The organism is Paraburkholderia xenovorans (genome assembly GCF_046030735.1).
Taxonomy (GTDB): Bacteria; Pseudomonadota; Gammaproteobacteria; order Burkholderiales; family Burkholderiaceae; genus Paraburkholderia; species Paraburkholderia xenovorans_A.
Window position 1 is genome coordinate 133,564 of sequence record NZ_JAQQBV010000001.1, and the last position, 15,062, is coordinate 148,625.

The window sequence follows — 15,062 nt, forward strand, 5'->3', positions numbered from 1 at the left end:
GTTTTTTCGTTTATGGCTTAGATGCGCGTGGTCAGGATTCGAAAGCGGCGGCGTCGTCGGCCGCTTCCAGGTCGACGGCTATTTCTTCAGTGGCGACTTCCGGCACGGTAGGCGCAATCGTCACCGCAATCGTGCTTGCCGACGCCGATGCGTCCAGCGCGGGATTGCGCAGTTTCTCGAGCACCGAGGCCGGCACGGGAATATTCACGCGGCCGATCACTTCGCCGTGCTGGAACATCAACAGGTCGCCGGGTTTGAACGCGGTCCACACTTCGTTGTCGGTGAGCGGCTTGGTTGCGATCACCGCGACGCGATCTTCCGGCGTCGTGTATTTGGCGAAATCGATCGACACGTCGGCGTCGACCAGATGCGCGGTCGAGAAGGGCCAGCGCCGCACGATGTAGTGCAGATGCGTGGAGCAATGCGCGAACTGCGCCTGCCCATTCGACATCAGGAAGTTGAATACGCCGAATTGCGTAATCTCGCGCGTGAGAACCTTAAGTGCCGCGAACAGTTCTTCGAGCGGCGGCTGACAGCTGGGAAAAGCCTTGCGCAAACCTTGCAGCAGCGCACAGAACGCGAGCTCGCTATCGGTCGTGCCGACCGGCTGGTACACGCCGTTGAGCGTTGGCGAATAGTCCTTCAGGTCGCCGTTGTGCGCGAAAATCCAGTGGCGTCCCCACAATTCGCGCATGAACGGATGGCAGTTCTCGAGCAGGATGTGCCCTTGCGTCGCCTTGCGGATATGCGCGATCGTGTTCTTCGATTTGATCGGGTAGCGCTTGACCATTTCGGCGATCGGTGAGGTGGCCGACGATTGATGGTCGATGAACAGGCGGCAGGCTTTATCTTCGAAGAAGGCGATGCCCCAGCCGTCGGCATGGTGATCGGTGACGCCGCCGCGCGCAGCAAAGCCGGTGAACGAGAACGTGACGTCCGTCGGCGCGGCGCAGTTCATTCCGAGAAGTTGGCACATGTTGCGGGTAAGCCTGTGAACGGGGCGAGCCGTTACAATGATGATTTTCGAAGCATATCACCGAGCCCGAAACGCCAAATAGCAAAATTGACGTGTGTTTGTGCTGCAAAGTCGCGGTTTGAACATGTTTGTCGATTGCGTCGGCGGTTTTTTGCTCGATCTCGTCCCCATCTCGCCATGACCGCTCCTAACGCTTCCATCGATTCTGTCGATTCCGATTCTGTCGATTCCATTACGCTCGCCCGCCCGGACGACTGGCACCTGCACGTCCGCGACGGCGCGATGCTCGCGGCCGTGTTGCCGGACACCGCGCGCCAGTTCGGCCGCGCGATCATCATGCCGAACCTGAAGCCGCCGGTCACCACGACCGCGATGGCCGCGGCGTACCGCGAGCGGATCGTCGCCGCGATCCCGGCCGGCGCGAAGTTCGAACCGCTGATGACGCTCTATCTGACCGACAACACGCCACCTGACGAAATCCGCCGCGCGCGTGAGAGCGGCTTCGTGCATGGCGTGAAGCTGTATCCGGCAGGCGCCACGACGAATTCGGACGCGGGCGTGACCGACATCATGAAGTGCGCGAAGACGTTGGAGGTCATGCAGGAAGTCGGCATGCCGCTGCTGGTGCACGGCGAGGTGACGGATTCGTCGATCGATCTGTTCGACCGCGAGAAGGTGTTCATCGACCGGGTGATGACGCCGCTGCGCGCCGCGTTCCCGGCGTTGAAGGTGATATTCGAGCACATCACCACGAAAGACGCAGTCGACTACATCCGCGAAGCCGGCGTGGCGCCTGGCCTGCTGGGCGCGACGATCACCGCGCATCACCTGCTGTACAACCGCAACGCGATCTTCCAGGGCGGCATTCGTCCGCACTACTACTGCCTGCCGGTGTTGAAGCGCGAGAAGCATCGCGTCGCGCTGGTCGAGGCAGCCACGTCGGGCAATGCACGCTTTTTCCTCGGTACCGATAGCGCGCCGCATGCGAAGGGTTTGAAGGAGCACGCCTGCGGTTGCGCGGGCTGCTATACGGCGCTGCACGCGTTGGAGCTGTACACCGAGGCCTTCGACAACGTTGGTGCGCTCGATAAGCTCGAAGGCTTTGCGAGCTTCTTCGGCGCGGACTTCTACGGTCTGCCGCGCAGCGCGGAGAAGGTCACGCTGCGTCGCGAAGAGTGGACGCTGCCGGCCGAGTTGCCGGTCGGCGATACGCCAGTCGTGCCGCTGCGTGGCGGCGAGTCGATCGGTTGGCGCCTCGTCTGAGGCTGCTGTAAATGCAGGTGCAAGCGGCAGCGCGTGCGGGTTTGGAGTCAGGCTTCGCCGACATCGACTGGACGCGCCCGTGGTTCGCGCAATTCGCGGCGCGCGGCGAGCGCTGGCAGCGCGCGGCGTTAGCGAGCTACGCAGCGTTGCTCGCCGAAATGAACGCCGATGCCGGCCAGATGCAGCAGCGTACCGGCCGCGGCGAGCGGCTTGCGTTCATCGCGCAGGACGATCTGCCTGCGGGCGCGGCCTACGAAGCGCATATCGCGGCGACCGGTTGCGTGCCGACGCGTCACAACCTGCACGACTTCTTCAACGGTTCGATGTGGTTTGCGTTTCCGCGCATCAAGGCGGCGCTGAACGCGCGGCAGTCGGCGGCGATCGATGTGCTCGGCGTGGGGCCGACGCGCGGCGGCGTGCGCGACACGCTGACCTTGTTCGACGAGAATGCGTTGCTGTTCGCGTGCGCCGATCCTGCTTTGAGCGCCGCGTTGCGGGGTTTCGACTGGCAAACGCTGCTGGTTGCGCAGCGCGATGCGTGGGGCGTGCGTTGCGAAGTGCGCTCGTTCGGTCATGCGCTGCTGGAGAAGCTGATCGTGCCGTTCAAGGCGTGCACGGGGCATGCGTGGATCGTCGATGTGCCCGCGGAGTATTTCGGCTGGGACGCCGCGTCGCGCGATGCATGTCTGGACGAGGCGGTCAGCGCGACGCTGCTGGACACTGACGCGCTGACGAGCCGTATGTTCGCGCCGCTTCCCGTGCTGGGGATTCCGGGCTGGTGGCCTGAGAACGAGGCGCCTGCGTTTTACGACGATGTATCGGTGTTTCGGGCGGGGCGTCGCGCGCGTTAGCGCGTGTTGTTTCGTATCGCCTCGCCAATTCAGGCGACACGGGAGCGTTTTCGCAGCGTTTCCCTCGGCAACCCGATCCGTTTAATCAGTTAGCCAGCTTCGGACGCGCGTGCTGTTCCAGCTATTTCTGCCGCAGCGGCGGGCTACCTGGCGTCGTGGATGTTAAAATCCGCCGCAGCAAAGCAGGCTAGGCAGTCGCGGCCTCCGAGGTTTCGGCCGAAGAGGGCGAGGAAAGTCCGGACTCCATAGGGCAGGGTGATGGCTAACGGCCATCCGTGGCGACACGCGGAACAGGGCAACAGAAAGCAAACCGCCGATGGCCCGGCGCAAGCCGGGATCAGGTAAGGGTGAAACGGTGCGGTAAGAGCGCACCGCGGCTGCTGCAAGGCAGACCGGCAAGGTAACCTCCACCCGGAGCAATTCCAAGTAGGCAGGCTAGCATCTTCGAGATGCAGGACGGGGCCCCCGTCACGTCTGCGGGTAGGAAGCTTGAGCGCGTCAGTAATGGCGCGCCTAGAGGAATGACTGCTACGCGCGCCACGTCTTCGGACGAGGCGCGTGCACAGAATCCGGCTTATCGGCCTCGCTTTGCCACTCGACAAAAAATGCCGGCATCCTGGTGGATGCCGGCATTTTGCTTTGGTGATCCGTCCCGCGCGGCAGGCGCAGCGATGATCCGCGCCGAAGCGGCCAGGCCGCGCTTACCCCGCGACGATATCGAACGAATGTGTGAGTTCGGCGGTCTTCGCGATCATGATCGACGCCGAGCAGTATTTGTCGTGCGACAGATTGATTGCGCGCTCCACGGTCGCCGGGTTCAGATTTTTGCCGGTCACGGTGAAGTGGAAGTGGATCTTCGTGAACACCTTCGGATCTTCGCTGGCGCGTTCGGCTTTCAGCGTGACCGAGCAGCCGGCGATTTCCTGGCGGCTTTTCTTCAGGATCATCACGACGTCGTAAGCGGTGCAGCCGCCCGTACCGAGCAGCACCATTTCCATCGGACGCGGCGAAAGATTGCGGCCACCGCCTTCCGGCGCGCCGTCCATCGTGACCAGATGACCGCTGCCCGTCTCGGCCGCGAAAGCCATTCCGTCTTGCCCCATCCAGCTAACTTTGCATTCCATGCTGTGCTCCACCGCGCTGTGCTTAATATCGAAACGGCATTGTAGCCCGGTGTTTGCGTGTCCGCCCGAAGGTACTTTTGCCCGAATTTATGCCAAATAGCCGCTTGCGTGTTGCAGTGCGGCATGTTCGGCCACTTCGGGATTGCCCTGACGGATTTAGGGGTTTTACTCTAGGACAAGACTGCTGAAAGAGCCTTGTGGCGAGTGGAATGCATATGATTTTTAAGGGGAAATGGAGGTGAGGTGGTGTATCCTGAACTTTTTACATTATGAGAATGCATTTCGCAATGCAAATGTTCTTGCGTTGCACAAGGGTGCCTCATATAATCTGCTCCATCGGTTGCAGCAGTGTGCAACCTCCGCTGTCTCCTCCACCTCCTCCTTTGGTGGATTAAACCCGAACCGCTCGTTCGGGTTTTTTTTCGCCCGTGGATTGCCGTCGCCGATTCCGTTTTGCGGCTTCGGAACGGGCCAAGCTACCGTCTCAGGCATGCGGATCGGACGAATTCGGGCGTGAGACGCCGCAAGTTTTGACTCGTCGCCGCAAATTCCTCTATAATTCAAGGCTTTTCCGCATCCGCGCCCGCGGAGGAAGAACCAGGGAGAGCCTGCACGCGCCTCGATGCGCACACTACAAGCAGGAAAAAATACATTGGGCGCAGCAATTTTTTTGGATCGATCATGAAGACGTTTTCCGCAAAAGCCCATGAGGTTACGCGTGAATGGTACGTGATTGACGCGACGGATAAGGTTCTCGGGCGTGTCGCCAGCGAAGTGGCACACCGTCTTCGCGGCAAGCACAAGCCTGAATTCACTCCGCACGTCGACACCGGTGATTTCATCATCGTTATCAACGCCGGTAAGTTGCGCGTCACGGGCAACAAGTCCACGGACAAGAAGTACTACCGTCACTCGGGTTACCCGGGCGGTATTTATGAAACGACGTTCGGCAAGATGCAGGAACGCTTCCCGGGCCGCGCGCTCGAGAAAGCGGTCAAGGGCATGCTGCCGAAGGGCCCGCTCGGCTACGCGATGATCAAGAAGCTGAAGGTCTACGCTGAAGCAACGCATCCGCATTCGGCGCAACAGCCGAAAGCGCTCGAGATCTAAGGGGAGCCCACATGATCGGTAACTGGAATTACGGCACGGGCCGCCGCAAGAGCGCCGTCGCACGTGTGTTCATCAAGGCAGGCAAGGGCGATATCGTTGTGAACGGCAAGCCTATCGCCGATTACTTCTCGCGCGAAACGTCGCTGATGATCGTGCGTCAACCGCTGGAACTCACGAACCACGCTGCCACGTTCGACATCAAGGTCAACGTGACGGGCGGCGGTGAAACGGGTCAAGCCGGTGCGGTTCGCCACGGCATCACCCGCGCGCTGATGGACTACGACGCAACGCTGAAGCCGCAACTGTCGCACGCTGGCTTCGTGACGCGTGACGCTCGTGAAGTCGAACGTAAGAAGGTCGGCTTCCACAAGGCACGTCGCCGGAAGCAATTCTCGAAGCGTTAATCGCTTCGGTGCGATCCGGTTTTCGGGCCGGAGCGCTGCAAAAGCCGCCAACGCTTTCGCGAAGGCGGCTTTTTTATGGTCGCGCGAATATTGTGTGGCCGAGGTTCGGGGCGCCTCGATAGCATTTCGGCGCGCTCGGGCAGACTGGCGGCGGCGCTGGCGGCGTCGACGGAGTTTCGATAAGAACCCATTGATTTTGTGGGCTTCAGCACGATATCGAGATCAGCCCTACAATAGCGGCAAGATGCTTTTTGGAGAGTTCGAATGAACGCAGTCACCGATACACCCGTGACCGAGATGCCCGCCCCCTTCGTTTTTACCGACGCAGCGGCTGACAAGGTCAAGCAACTGATCGAAGAAGAAGGCAATGCGGAGCTCAAACTGCGCGTTTTCGTGCAGGGCGGCGGCTGCTCGGGCTTTCAGTACGGCTTTACTTTCGACGAAGACGTCAACGAAGACGACACCGTCATGAACAAGAGCGGCGTCCAGCTGCTGATCGATTCGATGAGCTACCAGTATCTGGTCGGCGCTGAGATCGACTACAAGGACGACATCAACGGCGCGCAGTTCGTCATCAAGAATCCGAATGCGAGCACCACGTGTGGTTGCGGTTCGTCGTTCTCGGTCTGATGAGCCGTTAAAGGCGTTGAAACAGGTAGTATGAAAAAACGGGGCCTCGTCGGCCCCGTTTTTTATTGCCCGCGTATTTGCCCACGCATAGGTTCATGTGTTCAGCGCGGATAGATCGCGCCCAGCACGCGCTCGGCGGCCGCACCCGTGACCGCCGGCAAATTGCCCGACAGACGCGCCACGCAGCGCATGGCCAGCCACGCGAACGCCAGCGGCTCGACCTGGCTCGGCGGCACGCCCAGAGCGTCGGTGGTCATCACCGGTACGCCGCTCACGCCGCTTTCCTCCAGCGCTTCCTGCAATGCCCGCAGAATCTCCGGGTTGCGCGCGCCGCCGCCGCATACATACACCGCCTTCGCGTCCGAAGCATGTCGCTCGATTTCGCGCGCGACCGTTACCGCGGTCAGTGCGACCAGCGTCGCTTGCACGTCGGCGGGGGCGAGGGTGGCGAACGGCTGCAGCTTCGCATCCAACCATTCGGCATTGAACAGGTCGCGGCCCGTGCTTTTCGGCGGTTGTTGCGCGAAAAACGGCTCGTCGAGCAACGCGTTAAGCAGCGGGCGATCGACCTGGCCGCTCGCCGCGAAATGACCGTTTTCGTCGAAGGGTTTGCCGATGTGACGCTGCGCCCACAGGTCGAGCAGCGCGTTGGCCGGCCCGCAGTCGAAGCCGCGTACGCTGCCCGTCGCGTTCAGGATCGTGATGTTGCTGATCCCGCCGAGATTGCAGACGACCCGCGTTTCGTCTTTCGCACCGAACACCGTGGCGTGAAACGCCGGCACGAGCGGCGCGCCCTGGCCGCCGGCCGCGACGTCGCGGCTGCGGAAATCGGCGATCACGTCGATGTGCATCATTTCCGCGAGCAGCGCGGGGTTGTTGATCTGCCGCGTGTAGCCCTTTTCCGGCCGATGCCGCACCGTCTGCCCATGCACGCCGATCGCGCGCACCTCGGTCGCGGATACGCGGCACTCGCGCAGCAGTTCGTGACAGCACACCGTGTAGCGCGTGGCGAGTGCATTGGCGGCGAGCGCCTCGCGCTCGATTTCGTTGTCGCCCGATTGTTGAAGCGCGAACAGCGCGTCGCGCAACCCTTGCGCGAAGCCGACGAACGCCTCGGCCAGCACCACCGGCGGTTTCCCCTGGGCAAATTTGACGGCCACGCCGTCCACGCCGTCCATGCTCGTGCCGGACATCAGTCCGAAGTAGACGCCGTCTGCGGTGTCTTCTGCCACGTTGCTGCTCCTCTCGAGGTTCGTTGCGATCCGTTTTAGCAGATTATCGACGCAAGCGCGGTTGAATATATTGCGCGGCGACGCCGTCGATAGGGGTGGGTGCAGGCAAAGCAAGCGCGGCATGCTGCTTAACGCGGCGCTTCGAAGCGCGCTTTGCGCGTGCCTCGAACTCCTTCAGTGGGCGCGGCGGCGCGCATCTATGGGACAATCTCTTTTTTCGCGACTTCACGTTTCCAGCATGAGCACCGAGTCCAACAAGCCGAACCCCGCTTCCGCCCTCCCGATCACCGACGAAGTTCGTCACGCGCTCGCAGTCACCAAACGCGGCGTCGACGAATTGCTGATCGAGGACGAATTCGCGCAAAAGCTCGCGAAGAGCCAGGCGACCGGCACGCCGCTGCGCATCAAGCTCGGGCTCGATCCGACCGCGCCTGACATCCACATCGGCCACACGGTCGTGCTGAACAAGATGCGTCAGTTGCAGGACCTCGGCCACACGGTGATTTTCCTGATCGGCGATTTCACGTCGCTGATCGGCGACCCGTCGGGCCGTAACGCGACGCGTCCGCCGCTCACGCGCGAGCAGATCGAGTCGAATGCGAAGACGTATTTCGAGCAGGCCGCACTCGTGCTCGACCGCGAAAAGACCGAGATCCGCTACAACAGCGAATGGTCGATGCCGCTCGGCGCCGACGGCATGATCAAGCTCGCATCGCGCTACACGGTGGCGCGCATTCTCGAACGCGAGGATTTCACCAAGCGTTATCAGAACGGCCAGCCGATCTCGATCCACGAATTCCTGTACCCGCTGATGCAGGGCTACGACTCGGTCGCGCTCAATGCGGACCTCGAACTCGGCGGCACCGATCAGAAGTTCAACCTGCTGGTGGGCCGCGAGTTGCAGAAGCAGTACGGTCAGGAACAGCAGTGCATCCTGACGATGCCGCTGCTGGAAGGGCTCGACGGCGTCGAGAAAATGTCGAAGTCGAAGCACAACTACATCGGCATCAGCGAAAAGCCGACGGACATGTTCGGCAAGCTGATGAGCATCTCCGACGTGCTGATGTGGCGTTACTTCGAACTGCTGTCGTTCCGTCCGATGGACGAGATCGCCGGCTTCAAAAAGGAAATCGAAGCCGGTCGCAATCCGCGCGATTTCAAGGTGATGCTCGGCCAGGAAATCGTCGCGCGTTTTCACTCGCAAGCCGACGCCGAGCGCGCGCTCGAAGACTTCAACCATCGTGCGAAGGGCGGCGTGCCGGACGACATTCCGTCGGTCACGCTCGCGGGCGCACCGCTCGCCATCGGCCAGTTGCTCAAGCAGGCGAACCTCGTGCCGTCGACGAGCGAGGCGGCGCGCAACATCGAGCAGGGCGGCGTGAAGATCGACGGCGCGACCGTGTCCGACAAGGGCCTGAAGATCGAGGCCGGCGAATACGTGGTGCAGGTCGGCAAGCGTCGCTTCGCGCGCGTCACGTTGACCGCATGAAGCTGAAGCCAGTACCCGCAGCGGAATCGAGCCGATGATCGCGCTGATCCAGCGCGTGCGGCGCGCTGAAGTGCGGGTGGGCGAACGCGTCACCGGCGCGATCGAAGCGGGCCTGCTCGCGCTCGTTTGCGCCGAGCGCGGCGATACCGAGGCGGCGGCGGACAAGCTGCTCGCGAAAGTGCTCGGCTACCGCGTGTTCAGCGACGCGGCCGGCAAGATGAATCTCTCCGTGCAGAACCTCGACGGCGCGGGACAGGCGGGCGGTCTGCTGCTCGTCTCGCAGTTCACGCTGGCCGCGGACACGAATAGCGGCTTGCGTCCCAGCTTTACGCCGGCTGCGCCCCCCGACGAGGGCAAGCGTCTGTTCGACTACTTCGTTTCGGCGGCGCGGGCAAAGCATCCGATCGTCGAGACAGGCGAGTTCGGCGCCGATATGCAGGTGTCGCTCGTCAACGACGGGCCGGTCACCTTCTGGTTGCAGACGAACGCCTGAGATTCGGGCCGCGTTGCTGCAAGCGCTCGCGACGCAGTGCTCCACTCCCTTCAGCCGTTTTTGCGACAATGGCGGCTCGGCACAACCGGCGAATGGCGCCCCCTCTCCTTCCATGACCACGCAGATCCTGTTCATCCGTCACGGCGAAACCGACTGGAATCGCATCAAGCGCATTCAAGGTCACATCGATATTCCACTCGCAACGAGCGGTCTCGAGCAGGCTCAGTGCCTTGCGCGCCGCATCGCGCGGGAGGCTAAGGAAGGCGCGCGGCTCGATGCGATTTATTCGAGCGATCTGCAACGCGCGCAGCAAACCGCGCAACCCATTGCCGATGCGCTCGGTTTGCCGCTGCAATTGCGTGAAGGTCTGCGCGAGCGTTCGTACGGAGCGTTTCAGGGCCACGACAGCGACGAGATCGCGATTCGCTTTCCGGATGAATACGCACACTGGCAAACGCGCGATGCGGGCTTTGCGCCGCCCGACGGCGAATCGCAACGCACGCTGTATCACCGCGTGCTGCATGCGATCGAGCCACTGGTGGCCGCGCATCCTGGCGGGCGGATTGCGGTTGTCGCACATGGTGGAGTGCTGGATTGCGTACGCCGTTTCGCGGCTGGCTTGTCGCTCGATGCGCCGCGCGATTACGCGTTGCTGAATACGAGTGTGAATGTGGTCGACTATGCGGACGACGCGCACAGCGCGACGATCGTCTCATGGGCGGACGTGTCGCATCTCGACGCGCCGAGTGCCGACGACAGTTTCAAGAAGGTCCCGGAGCCGGGGCGTTAAGCGCTGCCGATTTCATTCGCGTGAAGGCAGGGCGCTTCACGCGTCACGCCTGGCACTTCTCGCAACTCAGCTCAGGTCGCCGCCGAATCCCACAAACTCGGCAGCGTGCTGGAAGCATCCGGTGCGGCAAGGCCGAAATGCCGATAGGTCAGCAGCGTGGCGACGCGACCACGCGGCGTGCGCTGCAAGAAGCCCTGCTGGATCAGATACGGTTCGAGCACGTCTTCGATCGTGTCGCGCTCTTCGCCGATAGCCGCCGCCAGATTGTCGACGCCGACCGGGCCGCCGTCGAACTTGTGCAGGATTGCCTCGAGCAGCTTGCGGTCCATCAGGTCGAAGCCGACCGCGTCCACGTCGAGCATTTTGAGCGCCGCGTCAGCCACTTGCGCGGTGATGTTGCCGTCGGCTTTCACCTCGGCGAAATCGCGCACGCGGCGTAGCAGCCGGTTCGCGATCCGCGGCGTGCCGCGCGCGCGCTTGGCGATTTCGAATGCGCCGTCCGGGTGAATCTGCGCATTCAGCAACGACGCCGAGCGCGTGACGATGCGCGCCAGTTCCTCGGCGTTGTAAAACTCGAGGCGCGCGACGATACCGAAACGGTCGCGCAACGGATTGGTCAGCATGCCTGCGCGAGTGGTCGCGCCGACCAGCGTGAACGGTTGCAGATCCAGCTTCACGCTGCGCGCGGCCGGTCCTTCGCCGATCATGATGTCGATCTGATAATCCTCTAGCGCCGGATACAGAATTTCTTCGACGACCGGCGAGAGCCGATGGATTTCGTCGATGAATAGCACGTCGTTGGCTTCGAGATTGGTGAGCAGCGCGGCGAGGTCGCCCGCGCGTTCGAGCACCGGCCCTGAGGTTTGCCGCAGATTGACGCCCATTTCACGCGCGATGATGTGCGCGAGCGTGGTTTTGCCGAGACCCGGCGGCCCGAACAACAGCACGTGATCGAGCGATTCGGAGCGGCGCTTGGCGGCCTCGATGAAGATTTCCAACTGGCCGCGCACTTTTTCCTGCCCGACATATTCTTCGAGCTGGCGCGGGCGCAACGCGCGCTCGAACGCTTCTTCGTTCGGCGACACGGGCGTGGCCGCGATGATGCGCTCGGCGGCGAGTTTGTCGGTTTCGATCATCCGTGCATTGTACCGCGCCCGCCTCGTTGCGAAACTCGGCCGAACGGCCAGGGTGCGCGGCGCGTCGCGGTGTGCGAAGCTTTATCCCACGGCGCGCAAGGCCTGAACGTCAGCCTTTGGACAATGCCTTCAGCGCGAGCTTGATGCCCTCGGAAACGCCGGTGCCGGCCGGCACGTTCTTGACGGCCGCCAATGCTTCTTTCTCGGAGTAACCCAATGCGAGCAATGCATTCAGGATGTCGGACGCGTGGTCGGAAGCCGACGCTGCACCGGCCATCGCGCCCAGGTCGGCGCCGATCTTGCCCTTCAGTTCGAGGAGCAGCCGCTCCGCCGTTTTCTTGCCGATGCCCGGTACGCGTGTGAGCCGCGCCGCGTCCTGCATCGTCACGGTTTGCGCGAGTTCGCCCACGCTCATGCCCGACAGCACCGCCAGCGCCATGCGAGCGCCGATCCCGCTGATCTTCAGCAATTCGCGGAAGGTCATGCGTTCGTCGGCGGTGCCGAAGCCGTAGAGCAGGTGCGCGTCTTCGCGCACGATCATTTGCGTGAGCAGCACGACGCGCTCGCCAGTCGACGGCAGGTTGTAGAACGTGCTCATCGGCACGTCGACTTCGTAACCGACGCCGTTGCAGTCGACGAGCAGATGCGGCGGGTTTTTTTCCAGCAGAACGCCGGCAATGCGACCGATCATGGCGGATTCAATCGTGAGAGAAAGGGCGAGTGTAGCGCAGCAGGTGAGCGGAGTGGCGCGGCGTACGGGGGGAGGGTCGACACTTTCTGGCGACGCTCGCGAGGAAGCGGCAACGCGCGCAAAAGCGCTGCGTTGGCGCGCCTATCCAACCAGGCGTCCGCGCCGCACGCGTAGTCCCTTTTTCGCGAGCGAAGGCGCGATGCCGCCGAGCGTGCTCAGCGTGCCGCCGCCGTGCGCGTGGCAGATCGCCATGCCGAGCGCGTCGGCGGCGTCGCTGCCGGGAACGCCCGAGAGGTTCAGCAGGCGCACCACCATCTGCTGCATCTGTTCCTTGGTGGCGCGGCCATAACCGACCACTGCCTGCTTCAATTGCAGCGCCGTGTACTCGGCCACCGGCACGCCGCCCGCGACCAGGCCGCAGATCGCCGCGCCGCGCGCCTGACCGAGCAGCAGCGTGGACTGCGGATTTACGTTGACGAACACTTTTTCGATCGCAGACTGGTCGGGCGAGTGCAGGCGGATCAGCGTCGAAATGCCTTCGAAGATGGTGCCGAGACGCGACGGCAGATCGGCGTCGGCGGTTTTGATCGTGCCGCTCGCGACGTAGCTGAGCTTATGGCCGTGCTGATCGATCACGCCGAAGCCGGTCACGCGCAAGCCGGGGTCGATGCCGAGAATTCTCATGAGGTGCCGCACGTGCGGTAGAAACTGGGTGCTTGCGATACTACAACGAACGCGTCATGCGGCGGGCGGCGTGGCGCGCGGGCGGGGAATAAAAACTGCTGTGGTTTGGGCGGAACAGGGGGCAATGTAGCGGGACCGGCGCAGCGGACGGCATCACGCGCAACAGGTGCAACTGGCGCAACTGGCGCAACAGGCGCAACCGGAGGAATCGCTGATGGAGCGCTATCGGAATCTCCGCGGCGACTCAGGCGTCGTGGCCTACGAGATCGGCGACGACTTCGTCGCGGTTCGCTTCAGACCTGGCGTCACGTATTGGTACACAGCGGCGAGCGTCGGCGCAAAACATGTCGCCATACTCAAGCGTCTTGCCCAGCGAGGGCAGGGGCTCAGCACCTACATCAGCCAGCACGCGGACGTCAGCGGCGGTTATGAACGCAAGGAGCCGGAGGACTGAGCGCGGCGTCGTCCAAAGCCCAGGCTCAAAAACAAAACGGCCCGACGGAATCTCCGCCAGGCCGTTTCACCGCAAGCCAGTTTCAACGAATGCTGCGTAACACCCGCACCACCCGCGTGCCGCAAATCAAATCAATGCCGGAAGTGACGCACGCCGGTCAACACCATCGCGATATTGTGCTCGTCCGCGGCGCTGACCACTTCGTCGTCGCGCATCGAGCCGCCCGGCTGGATCACACAGGTCGCGCCTGCGGCCACCACCACGTCGAGGCCGTCGCGGAACGGGAAGAACGCATCCGACGCTACCGCCGAACCCGTCAGCGTCAAACCGGCGTTCTGCGCCTTGATGCTCGCGATGCGCGCCGAGTCCACACGGCTCATCTGGCCCGCGCCCACGCCGAGCGTCATGCCGTTGCCGCAGAACACGATCGCGTTCGACTTCACGTACTTCGCGACGCGCCATGCGAACAGCAGATCGTCCATTTCCTTCGGCGTCGGGTGACGCTTGGTGACCACGCGCAATTCGCGCGGCTGCACGTTCTTCGAATCGAGCGACTGCACGAGCAGACCGCCGCCCACACGCTTCAGATCGAACGCGTTATGGCCTTCGCCCAACGCGATTTCGAGCAGACGCACGTTCTGCTTCGCCGTGAACACCTGGCGAGCCGCCGCGCTGAACGACGGTGCGATCAGCACTTCGACGAACTGCCTGGCCACAGCTTGCGCAGTGGCTTCGTCCACTTCGCGGTTGAACGCGATGATGCCGCCGAACGCCGAGGTCGGGTCGGTCTGGAGCGCCTTCGCATAGGCTTCGTTCGCGTCCGCGCCCACTGCCACGCCGCACGGATTCGCATGCTTGACGATCACGCAGGCCGGCACGTCGAAGGTCTTCACGCATTCCCACGCTGCGTCGGAGTCCGCGATGTTGTTGTACGACAGTTCCTTGCCTTGCAACTGGTGGTAGTTCGCCAGTGCGCCCGCCGGCACCGCGAGGTCGCGGTAAAACGCGGCGCTCTGATGCGGGTTTTCGCCGTAGCGCAAATCCTGCACCTTGTTGAACGCCAGGTTGAAGGTGGCCGGGTAAGCATTGCGCGACGCGTGCTGCAGTTCGTCGGTCAGGCTGGTCAGGTAGTTCGTGATCGCGCCGTCGTACTGCGCGGTGTGCGCGAACACCTTGGTGGCCAGACGGAAGTTGGTCTTGTACGACACCGCGTTCGCGTTCGCGCGCATTTCGTCGAGCACGACTGCGTAATCCGCCGGATCGACCACCACGGTCACGTCGCGATGATTCTTCGCGGCGGAGCGCAGCATGGTCGGGCCGCCGATGTCGATGTTCTCGATCGCGTCTTCCAGCGAGCACTCTTCTTTCGACACGGTCTGCACGAACGGGTACAGATTCACGACCAGCAGGTCGATCGTCGGGATGTCGTGCTTCTCAAGCGCTGCCATGTGTTCCGGCAGGTCGCGGCGCGCAAGAATGCCGCCGTGCACCTTCGGATGCAGCGTTTTCACGCGCCCGTCCAGCATTTCCGGGAAGCCCGTGTAGTCGGCGACCTCGGTGACGGACAGACCCGCGTCCGCGAGCAGTTTCGCGGTGCCGCCGGTCGACAGGATCTTGACGCCGAGGTCCGACAGCGACTTGGCGAAGTCGACGATGCCGGACTTGTCGGAAACAGAGATGAGCGCTTGCTTGATCATGATGAAGACGAATAGCCGAAGGGAAACGTGGCAGGGCG

General features: G+C 62.8%; 16 protein-coding genes and 1 other RNA gene. 10 read left to right on the plus strand and 7 right to left on the minus strand.

The window, feature by feature from the left end; translation table 11 throughout:
* Positions 1-31: 31 nt before the first annotated feature.
* On the minus strand, positions 32-976 hold the full coding sequence (locus tag PQQ51_RS00605; protein WP_408493934.1) for a class II glutamine amidotransferase: 945 nt from the start codon (positions 974-976) through the stop codon (positions 32-34).
* Between the two features lie 177 nt (positions 977-1,153).
* On the opposite strand from PQQ51_RS00605, the gene pyrC reads away from it, so the two are divergent.
* From pyrC to rnpB, 3 genes are all read left to right on the plus strand, one after another.
* Positions 1,154-2,239 (plus strand): dihydroorotase, encoded by a 1,086-nt coding sequence (pyrC, locus tag PQQ51_RS00610; protein ID WP_408493935.1) that lies wholly within the window; start codon positions 1,154-1,156, stop codon positions 2,237-2,239.
* 11 nt (positions 2,240-2,250) lie between these two features.
* The gene (locus tag PQQ51_RS00615; RefSeq protein ID WP_408493937.1) at positions 2,251-3,090 is read left to right on the plus strand and encodes a DUF3025 domain-containing protein; all 840 of its coding nucleotides are present in this window, start codon (positions 2,251-2,253) and stop codon (positions 3,088-3,090) included.
* A 179-nt stretch (positions 3,091-3,269) separates the two neighbouring features.
* Positions 3,270-3,684, plus strand: an RNA gene (gene rnpB, locus PQQ51_RS00620) — RNase P RNA component class A.
* Positions 3,685-3,791: 107 nt separating this feature from the next.
* Here the strand turns inward: rnpB and PQQ51_RS00625 are convergent.
* Positions 3,792-4,214 (minus strand): OsmC family protein, encoded by a 423-nt coding sequence (locus PQQ51_RS00625; RefSeq protein ID WP_408493939.1) that lies wholly within the window; start codon positions 4,212-4,214, stop codon positions 3,792-3,794.
* A gap of 681 nt (positions 4,215-4,895) precedes the next feature.
* Between PQQ51_RS00625 and rplM the strand changes: the two genes are divergently transcribed.
* The 3 genes from rplM (at position 4,896) to erpA (ending at position 6,358) form a co-directional block, all read left to right on the plus strand.
* A complete protein-coding gene (gene rplM / locus PQQ51_RS00630; protein ID WP_074262452.1) occupies positions 4,896-5,324 on the plus strand; it encodes a 50S ribosomal protein L13 in 429 nt (142 codons plus the stop codon).
* 11 nt (positions 5,325-5,335) lie between these two features.
* Positions 5,336-5,728: a 30S ribosomal protein S9 gene (gene rpsI / locus PQQ51_RS00635; RefSeq protein WP_073429098.1), complete on the plus strand. Its 393-nt coding sequence runs from the start codon at positions 5,336-5,338 to the stop codon at positions 5,726-5,728.
* A 264-nt stretch (positions 5,729-5,992) separates the two neighbouring features.
* Positions 5,993-6,358: an iron-sulfur cluster insertion protein ErpA gene (gene erpA / locus PQQ51_RS00640; RefSeq protein ID WP_408493940.1), complete on the plus strand. Its 366-nt coding sequence runs from the start codon at positions 5,993-5,995 to the stop codon at positions 6,356-6,358.
* A 101-nt stretch (positions 6,359-6,459) separates the two neighbouring features.
* Here the strand turns inward: erpA and PQQ51_RS00645 are convergent, their stop codons facing one another.
* Complete coding sequence (locus PQQ51_RS00645; RefSeq protein ID WP_408493941.1) at positions 6,460-7,590, minus strand: anhydro-N-acetylmuramic acid kinase; 1,131 nt, start codon at positions 7,588-7,590, stop codon at positions 6,460-6,462.
* A gap of 238 nt (positions 7,591-7,828) precedes the next feature.
* Between PQQ51_RS00645 and tyrS the strand changes: the two genes are divergently transcribed.
* From tyrS to PQQ51_RS00660, 3 genes are all read left to right on the plus strand, one after another.
* On the plus strand, positions 7,829-9,079 hold the full coding sequence (gene tyrS / locus PQQ51_RS00650; RefSeq protein ID WP_408493942.1) for a tyrosine--tRNA ligase: 1,251 nt from the start codon (positions 7,829-7,831) through the stop codon (positions 9,077-9,079).
* Positions 9,080-9,113: 34 nt separating this feature from the next.
* The gene (gene dtd / locus PQQ51_RS00655) at positions 9,114-9,572 is read left to right on the plus strand and encodes a D-aminoacyl-tRNA deacylase (RefSeq protein WP_408493943.1); all 459 of its coding nucleotides are present in this window, start codon (positions 9,114-9,116) and stop codon (positions 9,570-9,572) included.
* Positions 9,573-9,684: 112 nt separating this feature from the next.
* Positions 9,685-10,362: a histidine phosphatase family protein gene (locus PQQ51_RS00660; RefSeq protein WP_408493945.1), complete on the plus strand. Its 678-nt coding sequence runs from the start codon at positions 9,685-9,687 to the stop codon at positions 10,360-10,362.
* A gap of 71 nt (positions 10,363-10,433) precedes the next feature.
* Here PQQ51_RS00660 and ruvB read toward each other — a convergent pair whose 3' ends face one another.
* The 3 genes from ruvB to ruvC all read right to left on the minus strand — a co-directional run bounded on the left by ruvB (position 10,434) and on the right by ruvC (position 12,873).
* Positions 10,434-11,498, minus strand: a complete 1,065-nt coding sequence (gene ruvB / locus PQQ51_RS00665) for a Holliday junction branch migration DNA helicase RuvB (protein WP_408493946.1) — start codon at positions 11,496-11,498, stop codon at positions 10,434-10,436.
* A 109-nt stretch (positions 11,499-11,607) separates the two neighbouring features.
* On the minus strand, positions 11,608-12,189 hold the full coding sequence (gene ruvA, locus PQQ51_RS00670) for a Holliday junction branch migration protein RuvA (protein ID WP_408493947.1): 582 nt from the start codon (positions 12,187-12,189) through the stop codon (positions 11,608-11,610).
* 141 nt (positions 12,190-12,330) lie between these two features.
* Positions 12,331-12,873 (minus strand): crossover junction endodeoxyribonuclease RuvC, encoded by a 543-nt coding sequence (gene ruvC / locus PQQ51_RS00675; protein WP_408493949.1) that lies wholly within the window; start codon positions 12,871-12,873, stop codon positions 12,331-12,333.
* A 214-nt stretch (positions 12,874-13,087) separates the two neighbouring features.
* Here ruvC and PQQ51_RS00680 point away from each other — a divergent pair, with 214 nt between their 5' ends.
* The gene (locus PQQ51_RS00680) at positions 13,088-13,327 is read left to right on the plus strand and encodes a hypothetical protein (RefSeq protein WP_408494282.1); all 240 of its coding nucleotides are present in this window, start codon (positions 13,088-13,090) and stop codon (positions 13,325-13,327) included.
* Positions 13,328-13,458: 131 nt separating this feature from the next.
* Here PQQ51_RS00680 and purH read toward each other — a convergent pair whose 3' ends face one another.
* Complete coding sequence (purH, locus tag PQQ51_RS00685; RefSeq protein WP_408493950.1) at positions 13,459-15,024, minus strand: bifunctional phosphoribosylaminoimidazolecarboxamide formyltransferase/IMP cyclohydrolase; 1,566 nt, start codon at positions 15,022-15,024, stop codon at positions 13,459-13,461.
* Positions 15,025-15,062 lie beyond the last annotated feature (38 nt).

Coding starts and splice junctions, on each gene's coding strand:
- erpA (WP_408493940.1), top strand. CDS start 5,993: ATGAACGCAGTCACCGATACACCCGTGACCGAGATGCCCGCCCCCTTC.
- PQQ51_RS00615 (WP_408493937.1), top strand. CDS start 2,251: ATGCAGGTGCAAGCGGCAGCGCGTGCGGGTTTGGAGTCAGGCTTCGCC.
- purH (WP_408493950.1), bottom strand. CDS start 15,024: ATGATCAAGCAAGCGCTCATCTCTGTTTCCGACAAGTCCGGCATCGTC.
- tyrS (WP_408493942.1), top strand. CDS start 7,829: ATGAGCACCGAGTCCAACAAGCCGAACCCCGCTTCCGCCCTCCCGATC.
- dtd (WP_408493943.1), top strand. CDS start 9,114: ATGATCGCGCTGATCCAGCGCGTGCGGCGCGCTGAAGTGCGGGTGGGC.
- ruvC (WP_408493949.1), bottom strand. CDS start 12,873: ATGAGAATTCTCGGCATCGACCCCGGCTTGCGCGTGACCGGCTTCGGC.
- PQQ51_RS00680 (WP_408494282.1), top strand. CDS start 13,088: ATGGAGCGCTATCGGAATCTCCGCGGCGACTCAGGCGTCGTGGCCTAC.
- PQQ51_RS00660 (WP_408493945.1), top strand. CDS start 9,685: ATGACCACGCAGATCCTGTTCATCCGTCACGGCGAAACCGACTGGAAT.
- rpsI (WP_073429098.1), top strand. CDS start 5,336: ATGATCGGTAACTGGAATTACGGCACGGGCCGCCGCAAGAGCGCCGTC.
- ruvB (WP_408493946.1), bottom strand. CDS start 11,498: ATGATCGAAACCGACAAACTCGCCGCCGAGCGCATCATCGCGGCCACG.
- ruvA (WP_408493947.1), bottom strand. CDS start 12,189: ATGATCGGTCGCATTGCCGGCGTTCTGCTGGAAAAAAACCCGCCGCAT.
- pyrC (WP_408493935.1), top strand. CDS start 1,154: ATGACCGCTCCTAACGCTTCCATCGATTCTGTCGATTCCGATTCTGTC.
- PQQ51_RS00605 (WP_408493934.1), bottom strand. CDS start 976: ATGTGCCAACTTCTCGGAATGAACTGCGCCGCGCCGACGGACGTCACG.
- rplM (WP_074262452.1), top strand. CDS start 4,896: ATGAAGACGTTTTCCGCAAAAGCCCATGAGGTTACGCGTGAATGGTAC.
- PQQ51_RS00625 (WP_408493939.1), bottom strand. CDS start 4,214: ATGGAATGCAAAGTTAGCTGGATGGGGCAAGACGGAATGGCTTTCGCG.